Here is a 16,842-nt window from a genome sequence, read left to right as displayed (position 1 = left end):
GTCAGCTCCCTTTGATGAGCTTGCGCCGCAGCCAGCCTGACAGGGAATCCATGGCAAAGACCATCAGCACAATAAGAACGATGTAATAGGTGACCTCTTCCCAGTCTTTCTGGGTGATGATCGCCTGTGTCAAAAGCAGGCCGATCCCACCGCCGGTGATCGCGCCGATCACCGTGGCGGAACGTGTGTTGGATTCCAGATAGTACAGGATCTGGCTGAGCAGCACCGGGACCAGCTGGGGAAAGACGCCGAAACGCGCCCGGGCCAGCCCCCCCGCGCCGGTGGAACGGACGCCTTCGATCTGTTTCGCATCGACGTTTTCCAGCGCTTCGGAGAACAGTTTTCCAAAGGTGCCGGTGTCGGTCAGCATGATCGCCAGCGCCCCGGTGAGGGGGCCGGGTCCATAGGCGCGGGACAAGACGACCGTCCAGATCAACCCGTCGACGCCGCGCAAAAAGTCATAGATCCGCCGCGTTACCTGCCGGAAGATCCCCAGAGGTGCAAAGTTGCGCGCCGCAAGAAACGCCGTTGGCAGTGCGATCAGCGCGGCCCCTGCGGTGCCAAGGAACGCCATCAGAACGGTTTCGAACAGCGCCCATATGACCTCTTTGTGACGCCAGACCTGATTGTTCCAGACGTCCGACCAGATCGCACCAGCTTCGCCCCCGAATGCCGCCGCGGCCAGCGCGCCCGGACCCATGCCGTAATACCTGCTGTCGAGGGTGAAGAAGAACAGCTCCCACCCCGGGAAATAGCGCAACACTTCGGTCCGCGAACGGGTGATGTTCACGCGCCCCTCGGGTGTGGTGATGGCAACGCGGTTGCGTGCGGCGTTGATCCAGTCGGGAATCGGACCGTCGGGGAATGTCGCCTCAACCCCGCCGGAACGCGAGGCCGAGGCGATGACCGTGCCATAGTTCGGGATGTCAAAGCGCATGTCGCTGGTGCCCGACAGGGTGACCAGATAGCCGCTGCCCAGATCGACGACAGTCTCGGCGCCCGTTTCCACCCAGTCCGGGCTGCTGCCCTCGGGATAGCGGCCCTTGCGCTCGCCCTCGACCGCGATTTCGACCGCGCCCGAACCGTTGTCGCGGGTCACGTGCACCTTGTAGCTGACCATGTCGGCCATCAGAATCTTGCCGTTGTCGCCGTTCGCCTCGGCAAAGACGCGGGGGCCGTCGAAGGCAAAGAAGATGTAGACCAGATAGACCAGCACCAGCAGGGGCAAGCCGAATATCCAGAGCCGCATCCGCGACATGCCCCGCGACGTGTCAAAATATGTGGCGGTAATATCGCTCATACTCTGGCCCCTTTGGTCAGTCGGTTGCGCAAGGACCCGCCAAGCTGATCGACGGTCACGATGGTGACGAAGAGCAGGATGAAGATCGCCGCCGCCTCATCAAATTTACCCGGACCCCAGGACATCGCGTTGCGCAGGTCGTAGCCCAAGCCCCCTGCCCCGACAAAGCCAAGGATGGCAGAGGCGCGAATGTTGATTTCAAACCGCAGCAGCGCGTAGCTGAGCCAGTTGGGCGCGACCTGCGGCACGACGCCGAACAGCATCCGCTGCGTCCAGCCCGCCCCGACCGATCGCAGCCCTTCAAGCGGACCGTGCGGCGCGTTCTCGGCGACTTCGGAAAACAGCTTGCCCAGCGCGCCGGTGGTATGCACGGCGATGGCGATCATCGCGGGCACCGGGCCGCCGCCAAGGATGAAAATCAGGATCAGTGCGATGACGATTTCGGGCACCGCACGAAAGATATCGAGCAGACGGCGGATCGGGATGATGGCCCAGCGCGACGGGGCGAGCCCGCGGGTGACCAGCAGCGACAGCAACCCGCCGATCAAGGCGCCAATCAGCGTGGCAGCCCCGGCGATGTTCACCGTCTCGATCAGCGAAGGCAGGTATTTCCACAGCAAGGCGGGCAGGTCATAGGCCTTTTCCCAAGCCTCGGAAATCACGTCGGCGGGAAAGTCGAATATATTGGGCAGGCCGTTCAGGAAACCGCCGGCGTTGCGGTCATTCGCGGTTAGGAAACCAGCGACGAGCAGCAGAACGAAAATCAGCACCCCCGCCCCGCTATACAGGCGGCGCAGGCGCACTTCGGCCAGATAGGACGTGGTCACGCCGGAGGGCTGCGGGGCGGAGGATGCTGTGAGATCTGTCATGATGAAACTCGGGCGCAGAAGGTGTTGGCCCCCTGCGCCCAGTCTTTTTCTTAGCTGCCGATTTCGGCTTTGCGCACGGCGATGATCGTCTCATACGCTTCGTGGGTCACCGGGGTGAAACCGGCGGTTTCGCCTTGGGCGACGCCATAGGCACACTCGGGGTCGGTCTTGATCAGGTTGGCGACCAGATCGGTCATCTTGGCCTGAACATCCTCGGGCAGTGCCTTGCGCAGCACGACGGGACCTTCGGGGATCGGCTTGGAGCGCCAGATTTCGACCAGATCGTTCATGTCCACGATGCCGGCATCGGATGCCTTGCGCAGCGCGCCCGAGTTATAACCGTCTTCCCAGTTACCCAGGCCATCGGCCCAGGTCACGCCGCCGTCGACGTCGCCATTGGAAACCGCAACGATGGTCTGTTCGTGACCGCCGGTGAACACGACCTCACCAAAGTAGTCGCCGCTTTCCATGGTCGCGCCGGTCTGCTGGGGGATCTCGACAGAGGGGATCAGGTAGCCGGAGGTCGAGTTGGGATCACCAAAGCCGAACTTCTTGCCCTTGAGATCGGCAAGCGATTTGATGCCGCTGTCGGCGCGGGCAAAACCGATCGAGTGGTACGAGAAAGCACCGTCAAGGTTTGTCTTGACCAGAACCGGGGTCACGGCCTCGGGGTCCTGCAGGTAGACGGCGGCGTAGCCAGATGCGCCCAGCCATGCCATGTCGAGCGTTCCGCCCAGCAGGCCCTGGATCACGCCGTTATAATCGGCGGGGGTGAAGATCTTGACCGGAACGCCCAGCGCTTCGGTGGCGTAATCGGCCAGGCACTGGTTCGCGCTCATGCGGTCCTGGGCGTTTTCACCACCAAGAACGCCGATATTGAATCCCTCGATGTCCTGCGCAAAGGCGGCAGTTGTCAGGGCGGTGGTGGCCAGAGTGGCCAGTGTCAGTGTCTTGAAGGTCATGGGTGTCTCCCTCGGGGTGTTGACCGGCCCCTTAGCGGGGTGCCGGGGGTCGTTGAAAAATCAGATGGCGGCCTTGGCTGCGTTGATCGCTGCGGTGGCTGCCGGTATTTTGACGGGGATTTCGCGGATCTCGGTCGAGGTGGCCTCTTCCGAGAAATCCGAACCGGCACCGTAGATGTCGCGCGCGACACCGGTGGTCAGCTGTTCGGGGGTGCCGTCGAACACGACGCGGCCCTGTTTCATGCCGATGACCCGGTCGCAGTACCGCCGCGCCGTATCCAGCGTGTGCAGATTGCAGATCACGGTGCGGCCGTCTTCGTCATGGATCGCGCGCAGCGCCTCCATCACCACCTGGGCGTTCATCGGATCAAGCGAGGCGATGGGTTCATCCGCAAGAATGATCCTGGGGTCCTGCATCAGGGCGCGGGCGATGGCGACACGCTGCTGCTGGCCGCCCGACAGCGCCTCGGCCCGTTTGGCCGCCTGTTCGTGAATGCCAAGCCGGGCCAGGATTTCGATCGCGCGGCGGATGTCGGCCTCGGGCCACATCGCGGTCAGCGCGCGCAGGGTGCCGGTGCGGTAAAGCGTGCCGTGCAGCACGTTCGACACGACATCCAGCCGCGGAACTAGGTTGAACTGCTGAAAGATCATCGCGCAGTCAGCCTGCCAGCCACGCACCTGACGCCCCTTGAGCGCGGTGACATCACGGCCCTCAAAGACAATGCGGCCGGTCGTCGGCGTTTCGAGCCGGTTGATCATGCGCAGGAGCGTGGATTTCCCGGCCCCCGAGGCACCAATGATCCCGATCATCATGGGCTGCGCCACATGAACCGAAACCCGGTTCACGGCGGTGGCAGCACCAAACTGACGTGTGAGTTGTTCTATCTGTAGCAAGGGGCCCCCGGGCATGCGTTTGAGCGCTGTCTAGGGGTGGCACATGACAGATTGGCGACGGTTACATGACAGTTCCGCTAAGCTGCCCGATCACCGCCGGGCTTTCCCTGAAGGCACGTTTCCGGGGGCCTTCGACGGCTGCGAACGGCAGACCCGAACCGCAATCAAGCCACGGATGGACGACACGCCTGCCCACTCTGTGCGCTGGCGTGCAGACCATTTTCAGCCCGGCGCGCGCAGCCCCCGCAGCCGGGGATTGTCAGGCCTTGAACAGCTTTTGCGCCGCAACTGCCTCATCGGACAGGGCCCCGGCGTGCTGAATGACCTCTCGGGACAGGGCGGCACCGGCGGCGATGCTTTGGCTCATGCCTGCCCCCGACAGCGCGCTTACCAGAAAGCCTGCGTTGAAACTGTCCCCGGCTGCGGTCGAATCGACGACTCGGCGCACGGGTTCGGGTTCAAAGGTCACGGTCTCGCCGTTCAGCGTGCCCAGTACCGGATCGGGGCCGTTCTTCACGATGATCTGCGCCACGCCGATACCCTGATAGCGATGCAGCGTCTCCAGCGGTGTCGCATCGCCGAAATACGTCGCCTCGTCATCGAATGACGCCAGCACGATGTCGCTGAGCGCCGCAAAACGCATCACTTCGCTGCGCATACTGTCCACGCTTTCCCACAGGCGGGGGCGGATATTGGGGTCAAAGGCCACACGCCCACCTCCCGCCCGGAATCGCTCCAGCGCAGCGGCAAGGTTGTCACGCCCCGCACCTTCGAGAACGGCAATCGTGATGCCCGACAGACAGACCACATCGGCCCCGTCAAAGGCCGCATCCAGCAATGTGGGATCATCGGCGACCCGTCGCGCCGCGCTCTGGCTGCGCCAATAGGAAAAGCTGCGCTCACCGTCCTTGAGGCTGATCATGTACAGCCCCACGGTCCGGTCCGCGTGCCGTTGCACATGCGCCGTGCCAACCCCTGCCGTGTCCATGAACGCCGCCAGCTCATCCGAAATGGCGTCTGCGCCGATGGCCGAGACAAAATCGACGCCCCATTCCTGCGGGCATAACTGGCGCGCATACCACGCCATGTTGAAGGTATCCCCGGCAAAACCCTTACGAAAGGCGGCTCCGTCGGGGGCGATTTCGACCATGCATTCGCCGATAAAGACCAGACGCATATCCTTATTCCTCGTCCTGAAACCAGCTGTGGTTGGTCTCTCTCAACTGTTCGATGATGCATTCGATCGTGCCCAGATGGGCGCGCATGGCCTGAACGGCCCCGTCGGTGCTGCCTGATTTCAGCGCGGCGACAATGGCGATGTGATCGGCATAGGCCTGCTGAGAGCCGGAGGCGAGCGACAAAAACCGCACCCTGTCAGTATGCGCCTTGCTTTCACGAATGACATCCCAGACGAAATCCACCCCCGTGCGCGCGCAAAGCACCTGATGGAACAGGTCGTCCAGACGGTGGAACCCGGACCGGTCGCCCTTGGCCACGGCGGCCTTCTGCGCGTCAAGAATGGGTTGCAGGGCGTTGAAATCCTTGGGGCCAAAGTTGGCCGCGGCCAGACGCATGACCTCGACTTCGATGGCCGTGCGTATGAACCGCGCCTTGCGCACGTCCTGTATCTGAATCTTGCTGACCGTCGTCGCCTTTTGCGGCTGGATCAGCAGGAATCCCAGCTTTGACAGGCGGTAAAAGGCATCGCGCACCGGCTGGCGCGACACGCCCAACTGCTTGGCCACATCCGATTCAGAAAGCTTGGTCCCCGGGGGCAGCGCAAGCGACAGAACCTGCCCGTGCAGGGCGTCGAACACCTGATCGGTAACAGAGGCCCGCGCCAAAGGTTCGAGGGGCCCGAGAGCAGCTATTTCGGTCACGACAGGGCTCCTTTAGATTGACGATACAGATAATCTAGCATATTAGTATTCCAGAATACTAGGTGGTGATAGCCTAAACCACCTCCACCTGATCTAAAAGCGAGCAGTTCGTTGCCAAAACTACATCCCGACAGATTGTTTCCCATTGACGACAGCACACGCGGTCTTGCGCGCGCGCTGCATCAATCGATCAAGGACCTGCCGATCATCAGCCCGCATGGCCATACAGACCCGCGCTGGTACGCCGAAAACGAAGCCTTCCCCGATCCCGCCCAGCTGTTCGTCACGCCCGACCACTATGTGTTCCGGATGCTGTTTTCGCAGGGTGTTCCGCTCGAATCCCTTGGTGTGCCGCGCGCCGATGGGGGCCCGACCGAACTGGACGGTCGCAAGATCTGGAAACTGTTTGCGGAAAATTACTATCTGCTGCGCGGCACCCCATCGCGGATGTGGGTCGATCATGCCTTTGCCGAAGTCTTTGGGATTGAACAGGAATTCACGCCTGCAACGGCCGACGCTATCTATGACCACATCAGCGACTGTCTGGCAAAACCCGAATTCCGCCCCCGCGCCCTGTTCGAGTCGTTCAACATCGAGCTGATCGCGACGACCGAAAGCGCGCTGGACGATCTGAAGTGGCACAAGATGATCGGCACCTCGGGCTGGACCGGTGGCAAGGTTGTCACAACCTACCGTCCGGATTCAGTGGTCGACCCCGAATTCCCCGATTTCACCGCCAATCTGGCCACATTTGGCGCATTGACCGGCACCGACACGATGACCTGGGCAGGGTATCTTGAGGCACACCGCATCCGCCGCGCCTATTTCAAGGAATATGGCGCAACGGCCTCGGATCATGGCCACCCCACGGCGCGGACCGAAAACCTGTCCACCGCCGACGCTACGGCCCTGTTCCACAGGGTCAAGGGCGGCACTGCCACGCCCGAGGACGCCGATGCCTTCCGCGGTCAGATGCTGACCGAGATGGCACGGATGAGCATGGAAGACGGTCTTGTCCTTCAGATCCACGCGGGATCACGGCGCAACCACAATCCCGGCATCTTTGACAAATTCGGCCGCGACAAGGGGTTCGATATCCCCGGCCGCACGGATTTTGTTGGCAATCTCAAACCATTGCTGGACGCTTTTGGCACGGAACCTCAACTGTCGATCATCGTCTTCATGCTGGATGAAACCACGCAAAGCCGCGAACTCGCCCCGCTGGCGGGCGTCTATCCGGCGCTGAAACTTGGCCCTCCCTGGTGGTTCTTTGACTCGGCCGAAGGGATGAAGCGGTTCCGTGAAAACGTGACCGAAACGGCAGGTTTCTACAACACCGTCGGGTTCAACGACGACACCCGCGCCTTCTGTTCCATTCCCGCCCGGCACGACGTCGCCCGGCGCGTGGATTGCGCATACCTCGCCACGCTGGTCGCCACGGGGCGACTGAACGAGGACGAGGCATATGAGGTTGCACAAGACCTCACATACCGGCTTGTAAAACAGGCCTACCGGCTCTGACAGAGCCATCTTAGGGAGGAGACCCAAAATGAAATTTACCAAGACTCTTGTCGGTGCACTGCTGACCAGCGCTGCCCTGACCGGCGCCGCATGGGCCGAGTGCGAAGTGACGCTGAAATCGTCCGACACGCACCCGGACACCTATCCCACCGTTCTGGCGGTCAAGTCGATGGGCGACGCGCTGAAGGCCGAAACTGACGGCCGTATCTGCGTCGAAATCTTTGCCTCGGCCCAGCTGGGCGAAGAAAAGGACACCATCGAACAGACGCAGTTCGGGGTGATTGACCTCAACCGCGTCTCGCTCGGGCCGTTCAACAACATCGTCACGGAAACGCAGGTCCCGTCCCTGCCCTATATCTTCCGCTCGGTCGAACATATGCACCACGTGATGGACGGCCCGATCGGTCAGGAAATCCTTGATGCCTTTGCGGGTGCCGATCTGGTCGGTCTGGCGTTCTACGACGGCGGTTCGCGCAGCTTCTACAACTCTGAACATCCGATCAATTCGATGGCCGACATGGCGGGCATGAAGTTCCGCGTCATGCAGTCGGACATGTTCGTCGACATGGTTTCGGCCCTTGGCGCCAACGCCACCCCGATGCCCTATGGCGAGGTGTATTCCAGCATCCAGACCGGCGTCATCGACGGTGCCGAAAACAACTGGCCGTCCTATGACACCTCGGGTCACTTCGAAGTTGCCAAGTACTACACGCTCGATCAGCACCTGATCGTGCCCGAAGTTCTGGTGATGTCCAAGATTTCCTGGGACAAGCTGACCCCGGAAGATCAGGCACTGGTCAAACAGGCCGCCAAGGATTCCGTTCCGGTCATGCGCGGCCTGTGGGAAGCCCAGGAAAAGCTGTCCGAGGACAAGATCCGCGCCGCGGGAGTCGAGATCGTGACCGACATCGACAAGACCCCGTTCATCGAAGCGATGGCGCCGGTTTATGAGAAGTACGTGACCGACGACAAGCTCAAGAGCATGGTCGAGCGCATTCAGGCAACTGAATAACGTTTGATCCCTCCCAGCGGCCTGCGCCCCCCCGCGCAGGCCGTGCCTTTCCCCTTTGCAAGAGCGGACACCATGCAAAAAGTCGCGCTGGCGACCGGCCTTCTGGCCCGGTTTGCCCTTTGGATGGCCGGTATCGGCCTTGTCTTGATGACGGTGATCATCGCGGCACAGGTCTTTTTCCGGTATATCCTCAATTCTTCTCTGGTCTGGAGCGAGCCTGCCTCGGTCATGATCATGGGCTGGTTCATCTTTCTGGGCGCCGCTGTGGGCATCCGCGAAGGGTATCACCTGTCCTTTGACATCCTGCTGCATGTGCTGCCCCAAAAGGCCAAGCTGGTGCTCCATACGGTTTCCGATCTGGTGGTCGCGGGCTTTGGCGTCGGCATGGTCTGGTTCGGCAGCGAACTGGCCGCAAAGACCGCGGGCAACATGGTGCCGTCGCTGGGCATCTCGGGTGCCTATGATTTCATTCCCATCGTCGGTGGCGGCATTCTTGTCGTGCTGTTCTCGCTTGAACGCGTGGCACGCCGCGCCGCCGGACTACAGACCGCCCGCTTTGGCGACGACGCAGAGTTGGAGATCTGACCATGGAACTTTGGGTATTGTTCGGCACCTTCGTGGTGCTTTTGCTGATCGGCACACCGGTCGCCTTCTGCCTTGGCGTATCGTCCTTTGCGACGATCGCCTATCTCGGCCTGCCGCCGGTGGTGGTGTTCCAGCGTCTGAATTCCGGCGTGTCGGTGTTCGCGCTGATGGCGATCCCGTTCTTCATCTTTGCCGGTGATCTCATGGTGCGCGGCGATATCGCCCGGCGTCTTGTGGCATTGGCCGGGGCCTTGGTCGGCCACATGCGCGGCGGTCTGGGACAGGTCAACGTGCTGGCCAGTGTGATGTTCGGTGGCGTGTCCGGATCGGCTGCCGCTGATGCCTCGGCCGTGGGTGGCCTCATGGTGCCCCAGATGAAGGAACGCGGCTACGGCGTTGATTACGCCGTGAACCTGACGGTCGTCGGATCCATCATCGCGCTGCTGATCCCGCCCAGCCACAACATGATCATCTATTCGATCTCGGCAGGCGGCAAAATTTCGATTGCCGACCTCTTTACCGCCGGCATCATCCCCGGTGCGATCCTGGCGCTGTCGCTGATGATCGCCGCCTATTTCGTCGCCAAGAAACGCGGCTACCCGACCGAGGCCTTTCCCGGAATGCGCGTTCTCGGGCATATCTTCATGTCCGCCGTGCCGGGTCTGATCCTTGTCGCCATCATCTTTGGCGGTGTGCGTTCGGGCATCTTCACCGCGTCGGAATCGTCCAACATCGCCGTAGTCTACGCCCTGCTGGTGACGCTGTTGGTCTATCGCACGCTCAGCTGGCATGACTTTGTCGAGGCGACATTCGCCGCCGTGCGCACCACCGCCATGGTGCTGATGGTCATCGGCTGCGCGGCGTCCTTTGGCTGGCTGCTGGCCTATACACGAGTGCCTGCCGCGATGGTGTCTGCCCTGCAGGGCGTGTCGGACAATCCCATCGTCATCCTGCTGCTGATGAACGTAATGTTGCTGATCCTTGGCACCTTCATGGATATGTCGCCGCTGATCGTGATCACCACACCGATCTTCCTGCCCGTCGCTCAGGCCTTTGGCGTTGATCCGGTGCACTTTGGCGTGATCCTGATCCTGAACCTTGGCATCGGGCTGTGCACACCTCCGGTTGGCGCGGTCCTGTTTGTCGGCTGTGCCGTCGGGCGCATCCCGATATCCGAGGCGATGAAATCGATCTGGCCGTTCTACGGCGCGGCCTTTGCCACGCTGATGGCCGTCACCTATATCCCGGCGCTGTCGCTCTGGCTGCCTGCGCTGTTCCACTAAGGGGATCCAAGATGCTGCAAACCTATCCCGAAGTTGATGCCGACCCCGGCGTGCGCCGTCAGGTTCTGTCGGAAAACGAGACGCTGATGGTCGTCGCCTTCCGTTTCAAGGAAGGCGCACAGGGCAAGCTGCACAACCATCCGCATGTGCAATCGACCTATGTTGAAAGCGGCCGCTTCACCTTCACCGTCGACGGCAAACGCTTTGACGTGGGCCCCGGTGACAGCTTTGTCATCCCGTCACAGGCCCGCCACGGCTGCACCTCCATCACCCCCGGAACCCTGATCGACACCTTCACTCCGCGGCGCGACGATTTCCTGTAAGCGCCCGAACTCTGCCCCAAAAGGACTCCTCCCAATGACCCAAGCTGAAACCCGCTACGCCATCGACCCCGCCTCGGCCAAAGCCCTCGACACTCAGGGCCTGCGCGATCATTTCCATGTCGGCGGCCTGTTTCAGGACGGCGAGATCAAGCTGGTCTATTCGCACTACGACCGCCTTCTGGTCGGCTCTGCCGTGCCCGCGGGCAAGGATCTGACGCTGGACCACATCCCCGAAACCGGCACCAAGACCTTTCTGGAACGCCGCGAACTTGGCGTGCTGAACATCGGTGAAACCGGCACGGTTTCCGTTGGCGGCGAAAGCCACACCGTCGAACATGGCGAGGTACTTTATGTCGGCATGGGCGCTGGCGCTGTGACCTTTTCGGGCAAGGGCCGGTTCTACATCCTTTCGGCCCCCGCCCACCGCACCTGCCCCACCCGGCTGATCAAGGTGGCCGATGCCAAGCGCGTCGAACTGGGGTCCAAGGAACAGGCCAACGAACGCGTGATCATCCAGCTGCTGCACCCGGATGTCTGCGAAAGCTGCCAGCTGCTGATCGGCTATACCCAGTTCGCCGAAGGGTCCGTCTGGAACACCATGCCCGCCCACCAGCATGACCGCCGGATGGAGGCCTATCTTTACTTTGACATGAGCCCCGATCAGCGCGTCTTCCACTTCATGGGCCAGCCGTCGGAAACCCGCCACATCGTCATGGCCAACGAAGAGGCGGTGATTTCCCCGCCATGGTCGATCCACGCAGGTGCGGGCACCGGCAGCTATACCTTCTGCTGGGCCATGGCCGGCGACAATATAGATTTCACCGACATGGACATGATCCCGATGGGGGATTTGCGGTGAGCTTTTCTCTGGCAGGTAAAACCGCGCTGGTCACAGGCGCCAACACTGGCATCGGTCAGGCCATCGCCGTCGCCATGGGCGAAGCCGGTGCAACCGTTATCTGTGCAGGGCGGTCGTCCTGTGCCGAGACCGTGGGAATGATCAGCGACGCCCGCGAGTTGACGCTGGATCTGGCTGACCCGATGGCCGCCCGCGATGTCTTTGCGGCGCAAACGGTGGATATTCTGGTGAACAACGCCGGCATCATCCGCCGCAATGACTCGGTCGACTTCACCGAAGCCGACTGGGACGATGTGATGGACGTCAACCTCAAGGCGGTGTTCTTCACCTGTCAGGCCTTTGCCAAGGCCGTCCTCGCCCGCAAAGGCACCGGCAAGATCGTCAACATCGCCTCTCTGCTGTCGTTTCAGGGGGGCATCCGCGTGCCGTCCTATACCGCGTCCAAACATGGCGTGGCGGGTCTGACCAAGATCCTGACCAACGAATGGGCGGCCAAGGGCATCAACGTGAACGCCATCGCGCCGGGGTATATCGAAACCAACAATACCGCAGCCCTGCGCGCCGATCCCGAACGCAACAAGGCGATCCTTGACCGCATCCCCGCAGGCCGCTGGGGTGCCGCCAAAGACATCGCCGGTACAGCTGTCTTCCTGTCCTCGCCCGCCGCCGACTATGTGCATGGCGCAGTCTTCAACGTTGACGGAGGCTGGCTTGCCCGCTGAACTTCCCCCCCTCAGCCGCTCTGACGCGCCGCGCCCCGGCGTCGGCATCGTCCACCTGGGTCTTGGTGCGTTCTTTCGCGCGCACGGTGCGATCTATGTGTCTGAATCTATGGCAAAATCCGGCGGTGACTGGGGCATCCTTGCCGCCAGCATCAAAAGCCCCGGCACCCGCGATTCCCTTGCCCCGCAATCCTATGCCTATACCGCGCTCGAAGCCGGTCCAGACGGCGACACCGCGCAGGTGATCGAGGTGATCGAGGACATGTTCGTCGCCCCCGAAGATCCCGCCGCGCTGGTCACCGCCATGGCGGATCCCGGGGTCAAGATCGTCACTCTGACCGTCACCGAAAAGGGGTACTGCCACAACCCGGCAACCGGCGATCTGAACCTTGCGCACCCCGATATCGCCCATGATCTGACCGATCCCTTGCCGCGCAGCGCGCCCGGTTTCCTCGTGCGCGCGCTTCAGGCCCGGCGCGCGGCGGGCTTGCGTCCCTTTACCGTGCTGACCTGTGACAACCTCCCCCACAACGGCTCTGTGGTGCGCAAGGCCGTGCTGGATCTGGCGCAGGCCATCGACCCCGATCTGGCGGCCTGGATCGCGACTGAGGGCCGCTTTCCCTCCACAATGGTGGATCGGATCGTTCCAGCGACCAAACCGGCGGATCTGGACCGGGTCGCAGCACTCACCGGCCGGGCCGATGCCGCCCCGGTGATTCACGAACCCTTTCGCCAATGGGTGATCGAGGATGATTTCGTCGACGGTCTGCGCCCAGATCTGGCCGCTGTGGGCGTTGAACTGGTCACCGATGTCGCCCCGTTTGAGCTGATGAAACTGCGGATGCTGAACGGCACCCATTCGTCGCTCGCCTATCTCGGATATCTCGCCGGGCATGAGACGATTTCGGATACAGTGGCCGATCCGGTCTTTGCCGATTTTGCCCGTCACCTCTGGTCGACCGAGATCATCCCGACCCTGACCGCCCCCGAAGGCACCGATCTGAATGCCTATGCTGACGTACTACTGGAACGTTACAAAAACCCGGCGATCCGGCACCTGACATGGCAGATCGCCATGGACGGCAGCCAGAAACTGCCCCAGCGGATGCTAGGCACCCTCACCGACGCCACAACACCCTGCCCGGGCCTGTACCTCGCCGTGGCGGGGTGGATGCGCTATGTCGGCGGCGTGGATGAAAAGGGCGGCGCGATCGACGTGCGCGACCCGCTGGCCGACACGCTGAAACGCCTTTCCGACGGTTCCGACGCTCCTGCGGACAAGGTGGCGGCGCTGCTGGCCCTGCGCGATGTCTTTTCCCAACAGGTCGCGGACAAGATCAAGGCACCTGTCACCGCCGCCTATGAAACCCTGCTGACCAAAGGTGCCCGCGCCGCCGTGCAAGAGGTCCTCAAATGATCGAATGCTGGCGCTGGTACGGGGCGTATGACACCATTTCGCTGCCAGAAATCGCCCAAACCGGGGCAACCGGCATCGTGCATGCCCTGCACGAGGTGCCCTATGGCGAGGTCTGGACCTCAGATGCCATCGCCGCGCGCCGGGGCGAAATCGCAAAGGCAGGCTTTGACTGGACCGTCGCGGAAAGCCTGCCGATCCACGAATCAATCAAGCGCGGCGATGGCAACCTGTCCACGCTTTTTGCCAATTATCGCCAGTCGATGGCGAACCTTGCCGCAAATGGTATCCGCACGATCTGCTACAACTTCATGCCGCTGCTGGACTGGACCCGGACCGACCTGACCGCGCCGCTTGCGCGCGGCGGCACCTGCCTGCGCTTCGATCAGGCGCGCATGGCCGCCTTTGAAATCCACATGCTGGGCCGCGCCAGGGCCGAAGACGACTATTCCCACGAGGTCCGCAACCGGGCCGCCATCTGGTTCCAGCAATCTAATGAGGCAGACCGAGAGGCGCTGTTACACGCCATCATGTCCGGCCTGCCGGGTGCCTTTGACCGCTACGACATCGCCGGTCTGCGCGGTGCACTGGAACGTTACGATGGCATTGACCGCGCCACGCTGCGCGCGAATTACAAACGCTTTCTGGACGAAGTCATACCGACGGCCGAAGAGCTTGGCATGGTGTTCTGCGTCCATCCGGACGACCCGCCACGCGATATCCTTGGCCTGCCAAGGATCGTGTCGGACGCGGATGACATTGCCTGGATCCTCTCCGCCGTGGACAGTCCCGCAAACGGGCTCACGCTCTGCTCCGGGTCGCTGGGGGCGAACCCGGCCAATGACGTTCCTGCCATCGCCAAAAGGTTCGCCAAAAGCATCCGCTTTGCCCATCTGCGCAACGTGCGCAAGGATCCCGATGGGTCGTTTGAGGAGGCCGCCCATCTGGACGGCGACACCGACATGGTCGCCCTGATCCGCGTGCTTGTCGCCGAAGAGGCACGCCGCCAGGAGGCAAACGAAAGTTTCGCCCAGATCCCCATGCGGCCGGATCACGGCCATGACCTTCTGTCGGATTTGGAACGTGACAATTTCCCCGGCTATCCGCTGATCGGGCGCATGCGCGGGCTGGCGGAATTGCGCGGCGTGACACGCGCCCTGCAACAGGTTCAGACCCATGGCTAAGCCGATCCTGCTGAACGCCGCCGACACGGTTGTCCTGCTGCCCGAACGTCTGCCCGCCGGGGCGGACCCCTTGGGTATCGGGCGATCGCTGGAAAAAGCGGTTTCAGGCGGGCACAAGATTGCCCGCACAGCCATGACAAAAGGCGCGCCAGTCATCAAGTTCGGGCAGATCATTGGCCATGCCACCACGGACATTGCCGCAGGCGATCATGTGCACAGCCACAACTGTGCGTTTTCCGACCATTCCCGGGACTATGCAATCGGCGCGGATCTTGAAACCGCCCGGGCGGCGATCCCGAAGATGGCCCCAAGAACGTTCCAGGGATACCAGCGCGCCAACGGCCAGGTCGGCACGCGCAACATGATCGCGCTTTGCGCCACGGTGAACTGTTCCGCCACGGTGATCAAACGCGCAGCCCTTGAAATCGAAATGTCCGGCCTGCTGGACGACTATCCCAACGTCGATGGCATCGCCGCCTTTGCCCATGGCACGGGCTGCGGCATGGCGTCGTCGGGGCGGGGGTTTGACATATTGGACCGGGTGCTTTGGGGCCATGCGACCCACCCCAATGTCGGCGCCGCGATCTTTGTCGGCCTTGGTTGCGAGGTCATGCAGATCGCAAGAATGCAAAGCCACGCAGGCGGCGGTGATCGAATATTCGGCCTGACCATTCAGGACACCGGCGGCACCCGCGCGACGATAAAAGCGATCAGGGACAAGGTGGCCGAAATGCTGCCAGAGGTGAACATGGCGACCCGCAGGCCCTGCCCCGCGTCTGCGCTGAAGGTCGCGCTGCAATGCGGTGGATCGGACGGCTATTCCGGCCTTACCGCCAATCCGGCGCTCGGGCTTGCCTCGGACCGGATCGTGGGGATGGGCGGCACGGTGGTTCTGTCCGAAACGCCCGAGATCTATGGCGCCGAACAGTTGCTGCTGCGCCGCGCGGCATCAACCGAAATCGCGGACAAACTACTGGCGCGTATCAAGTGGTGGGAAGCTTACACCGCGATGAACGGCGGATCGATGGACAACAACCCCAGCCCCGGCAACAAGCAGGGCGGGTTGACCACGATCCTTGAAAAATCACTCGGCGCCGTCGCCAAAAGCGGAAATACCCCGCTGACGGCCGTCTATGACTACGCCGAACAGATCACCCACGCCGGTTTCACCTTCATGGACACGCCGGGCTATGACCCCGTCTCGGCCACCGGGCAGATTGCGGGCGGCGCGCAGGTGCTGTGTTTCACCACCGGGCGCGGATCGGCCTTTGGATCGAAACCCGCGCCGACGATCAAGCTTGCCACCAACGACGCCCTGTTCGCGGCAATGCCCGAAGATATGGACATCAACTGCGGCGATGTCCTGAGCGCCGGTGTCACGCTGGAGCAGAAGGCCGACGAGATTGTCGAGGCGATCCTTGCCACCGCGTCCGGCAAACAGACAAAGTCAGAGGCGCTTGGCCTTGGCGACAACGAATTCGTGCCATGGCAGATCGGCGCGGTGATGTAGGCGAAATCCTACAACGGCAGTGCGGTTGTCGACTTGATCTCTTCCATCGACAGCAGGGCGGTGACGTTGTGCACCCGCACCTCTGAAATCAGCGCCTGATAGAAGGCATCATAGGCCCGCGCGTTGCGCACCCGCACTTTGAGGATATAGTCGATATCCCCCGCCAGCCGGTGCGCCTCCTGCACCTCGGGGCGCTCTTGCAGTGCCTTCAGAAACGCCTGCTGCCAGCCCGCGTCGTGTTCGGACGTGCGGATGAGGACAAAGAAACACGCCTCGAATCCCAGCGCCTCGGCATCCAGTTTCACGGTCTGCGCCCCGATCACCCCGGCATCGCGCAATTTGCGTATCCGGTTCCAGACCGGCGTCTTGGATGACCCCACCGCCTTGGCAATTTCGTCCAGCGACCGACTGGCGTCGGTCTGCAATTCCACGAGGATTTTCCGGTCTATCTCGTCAATCCGAACCATGGTTCCGCCTTTTGCGCCAAAGCGAAACAATATGCCCGCCTACGGCATCAGGCTAGA

17 protein-coding genes are annotated in these 16,842 nt (G+C 62.1%); 10 read left to right on the top strand and 7 right to left on the bottom strand.

All coding sequences use genetic code 11. From position 1 onward, the window contains the following. Position 1: 1 nt before the first annotated feature. The 6 genes from phnE (CHB75_RS02500) to CHB75_RS02475 all read right to left on the bottom strand — a co-directional run bounded on the left by phnE (CHB75_RS02500) (position 2) and on the right by CHB75_RS02475 (position 5,905). A complete protein-coding gene (gene phnE, locus CHB75_RS02500; protein WP_089268924.1) occupies positions 2–1,300 on the bottom strand; it encodes a phosphonate ABC transporter, permease protein PhnE in 1,299 nt (432 codons plus the stop codon). After that, the gene (phnE, locus tag CHB75_RS02495) at positions 1,297–2,169 is read right to left on the bottom strand and encodes a phosphonate ABC transporter, permease protein PhnE (RefSeq protein WP_089268923.1); all 873 of its coding nucleotides are present in this window, start codon (positions 2,167–2,169) and stop codon (positions 1,297–1,299) included. Before phnE (CHB75_RS02495) ends, phnE (CHB75_RS02500) begins: the two co-directional genes overlap by 4 nt. 50 nt (positions 2,170–2,219) lie before the next feature. After that, complete coding sequence (phnD, locus tag CHB75_RS02490; protein ID WP_089268922.1) at positions 2,220–3,131, bottom strand: phosphonate ABC transporter substrate-binding protein; 912 nt, start codon at positions 3,129–3,131, stop codon at positions 2,220–2,222. Positions 3,132–3,191: 60 nt separating this feature from the next. Beyond that, on the bottom strand, positions 3,192–4,025 hold the full coding sequence (phnC, locus tag CHB75_RS02485; protein ID WP_089268990.1) for a phosphonate ABC transporter ATP-binding protein: 834 nt from the start codon (positions 4,023–4,025) through the stop codon (positions 3,192–3,194). Between the two features lie 259 nt (positions 4,026–4,284). Next, positions 4,285–5,202 (bottom strand): sugar kinase, encoded by a 918-nt coding sequence (locus CHB75_RS02480; protein ID WP_089268921.1) that lies wholly within the window; start codon positions 5,200–5,202, stop codon positions 4,285–4,287. A 4-nt stretch (positions 5,203–5,206) separates the two neighbouring features. After that, positions 5,207–5,905, bottom strand: a complete 699-nt coding sequence (locus tag CHB75_RS02475) for a GntR family transcriptional regulator (protein WP_089268920.1) — start codon at positions 5,903–5,905, stop codon at positions 5,207–5,209. Positions 5,906–6,016: 111 nt separating this feature from the next. Between CHB75_RS02475 and uxaC the strand changes: the two genes are divergently transcribed. The 10 genes from uxaC (at position 6,017) to CHB75_RS02425 (ending at position 16,318) form a co-directional block, all read left to right on the top strand. Next, on the top strand, positions 6,017–7,426 hold the full coding sequence (uxaC, locus tag CHB75_RS02470; RefSeq protein ID WP_089268919.1) for a glucuronate isomerase: 1,410 nt from the start codon (positions 6,017–6,019) through the stop codon (positions 7,424–7,426). Between the two features lie 28 nt (positions 7,427–7,454). After that, positions 7,455–8,438 carry a TRAP transporter substrate-binding protein gene (locus CHB75_RS02465; protein ID WP_089268918.1) on the top strand — a complete coding sequence of 328 codons (984 nt, stop codon included), beginning with the start codon at positions 7,455–7,457 and terminating at the stop codon, positions 8,436–8,438. Between the two features lie 72 nt (positions 8,439–8,510). Further along, a complete protein-coding gene (locus tag CHB75_RS02460; protein WP_089268917.1) occupies positions 8,511–9,023 on the top strand; it encodes a TRAP transporter small permease in 513 nt (170 codons plus the stop codon). Between the two features lie 2 nt (positions 9,024–9,025). Next, positions 9,026–10,306 carry a TRAP transporter large permease gene (locus CHB75_RS02455; protein ID WP_089268916.1) on the top strand — a complete coding sequence of 427 codons (1,281 nt, stop codon included), beginning with the start codon at positions 9,026–9,028 and terminating at the stop codon, positions 10,304–10,306. An 11-nt stretch (positions 10,307–10,317) separates the two neighbouring features. Further along, entirely contained in the window at positions 10,318–10,629 is a 312-nt protein-coding gene (locus CHB75_RS02450; protein ID WP_089268915.1) for a cupin domain-containing protein, read from the top strand. A gap of 34 nt (positions 10,630–10,663) precedes the next feature. After that, entirely contained in the window at positions 10,664–11,488 is an 825-nt protein-coding gene (gene kduI, locus CHB75_RS02445) for a 5-dehydro-4-deoxy-D-glucuronate isomerase (protein WP_089268914.1), read from the top strand. Beyond that, entirely contained in the window at positions 11,485–12,210 is a 726-nt protein-coding gene (kduD, locus tag CHB75_RS02440) for a 2-dehydro-3-deoxy-D-gluconate 5-dehydrogenase KduD (RefSeq protein WP_245840616.1), read from the top strand. Before kduI ends, kduD begins: the two co-directional genes overlap by 4 nt. Continuing rightward, a complete protein-coding gene (locus CHB75_RS02435) occupies positions 12,167–13,627 on the top strand; it encodes a mannitol dehydrogenase family protein (protein WP_089268912.1) in 1,461 nt (486 codons plus the stop codon). The genes kduD and CHB75_RS02435 overlap by 44 nt, the downstream gene beginning before the upstream one ends. Further along, positions 13,624–14,808 carry a mannonate dehydratase gene (uxuA, locus tag CHB75_RS02430; protein ID WP_089268911.1) on the top strand — a complete coding sequence of 395 codons (1,185 nt, stop codon included), beginning with the start codon at positions 13,624–13,626 and terminating at the stop codon, positions 14,806–14,808. The genes CHB75_RS02435 and uxuA overlap by 4 nt, the downstream gene beginning before the upstream one ends. After that, positions 14,801–16,318, top strand: coding sequence for a UxaA family hydrolase (locus CHB75_RS02425; protein ID WP_089268910.1), 1,518 nt, complete (start codon positions 14,801–14,803; stop codon positions 16,316–16,318). The genes uxuA and CHB75_RS02425 overlap by 8 nt, the downstream gene beginning before the upstream one ends. 8 nt (positions 16,319–16,326) lie before the next feature. On the opposite strand, the gene CHB75_RS02420 is transcribed toward CHB75_RS02425, so the two are convergent. Beyond that, entirely contained in the window at positions 16,327–16,785 is a 459-nt protein-coding gene (locus tag CHB75_RS02420; protein ID WP_089268909.1) for an Lrp/AsnC family transcriptional regulator, read from the bottom strand. Positions 16,786–16,842: the final 57 nt, after the last annotated feature.

Source organism: Puniceibacterium sediminis (genome assembly GCF_900188035.1).
Taxonomy (GTDB): Bacteria; Pseudomonadota; Alphaproteobacteria; order Rhodobacterales; family Rhodobacteraceae; genus Puniceibacterium; species Puniceibacterium sediminis.
This window is presented reverse-complemented; position numbering and strand designations above follow the sequence as displayed.

What these genes read in the sequence shown, in the direction of transcription:
- phnE (WP_089268924.1), bottom strand. Translation starts at nt 1,300, where the DNA reads ATGAGCGATATTACCGCCACATATTTTGACACGTCGCGGGGCATGTCG.
- phnE (WP_089268923.1), bottom strand. Translation starts at nt 2,169, where the DNA reads ATGACAGATCTCACAGCATCCTCCGCCCCGCAGCCCTCCGGCGTGACC.
- phnD (WP_089268922.1), bottom strand. Translation starts at nt 3,131, where the DNA reads ATGACCTTCAAGACACTGACACTGGCCACTCTGGCCACCACCGCCCTG.
- CHB75_RS02480 (WP_089268921.1), bottom strand. Translation starts at nt 5,202, where the DNA reads ATGCGTCTGGTCTTTATCGGCGAATGCATGGTCGAAATCGCCCCCGAC.
- CHB75_RS02465 (WP_089268918.1), top strand. Translation starts at nt 7,455, where the DNA reads ATGAAATTTACCAAGACTCTTGTCGGTGCACTGCTGACCAGCGCTGCC.
- CHB75_RS02460 (WP_089268917.1), top strand. Translation starts at nt 8,511, where the DNA reads ATGCAAAAAGTCGCGCTGGCGACCGGCCTTCTGGCCCGGTTTGCCCTT.
- CHB75_RS02455 (WP_089268916.1), top strand. Translation starts at nt 9,026, where the DNA reads ATGGAACTTTGGGTATTGTTCGGCACCTTCGTGGTGCTTTTGCTGATC.
- CHB75_RS02450 (WP_089268915.1), top strand. Translation starts at nt 10,318, where the DNA reads ATGCTGCAAACCTATCCCGAAGTTGATGCCGACCCCGGCGTGCGCCGT.
- kduI (WP_089268914.1), top strand. Translation starts at nt 10,664, where the DNA reads ATGACCCAAGCTGAAACCCGCTACGCCATCGACCCCGCCTCGGCCAAA.
- CHB75_RS02435 (WP_089268912.1), top strand. Translation starts at nt 12,167, where the DNA reads ATGGCGCAGTCTTCAACGTTGACGGAGGCTGGCTTGCCCGCTGAACTT.
- uxuA (WP_089268911.1), top strand. Translation starts at nt 13,624, where the DNA reads ATGATCGAATGCTGGCGCTGGTACGGGGCGTATGACACCATTTCGCTG.
- CHB75_RS02425 (WP_089268910.1), top strand. Translation starts at nt 14,801, where the DNA reads ATGGCTAAGCCGATCCTGCTGAACGCCGCCGACACGGTTGTCCTGCTG.
- CHB75_RS02420 (WP_089268909.1), bottom strand. Translation starts at nt 16,785, where the DNA reads ATGGTTCGGATTGACGAGATAGACCGGAAAATCCTCGTGGAATTGCAG.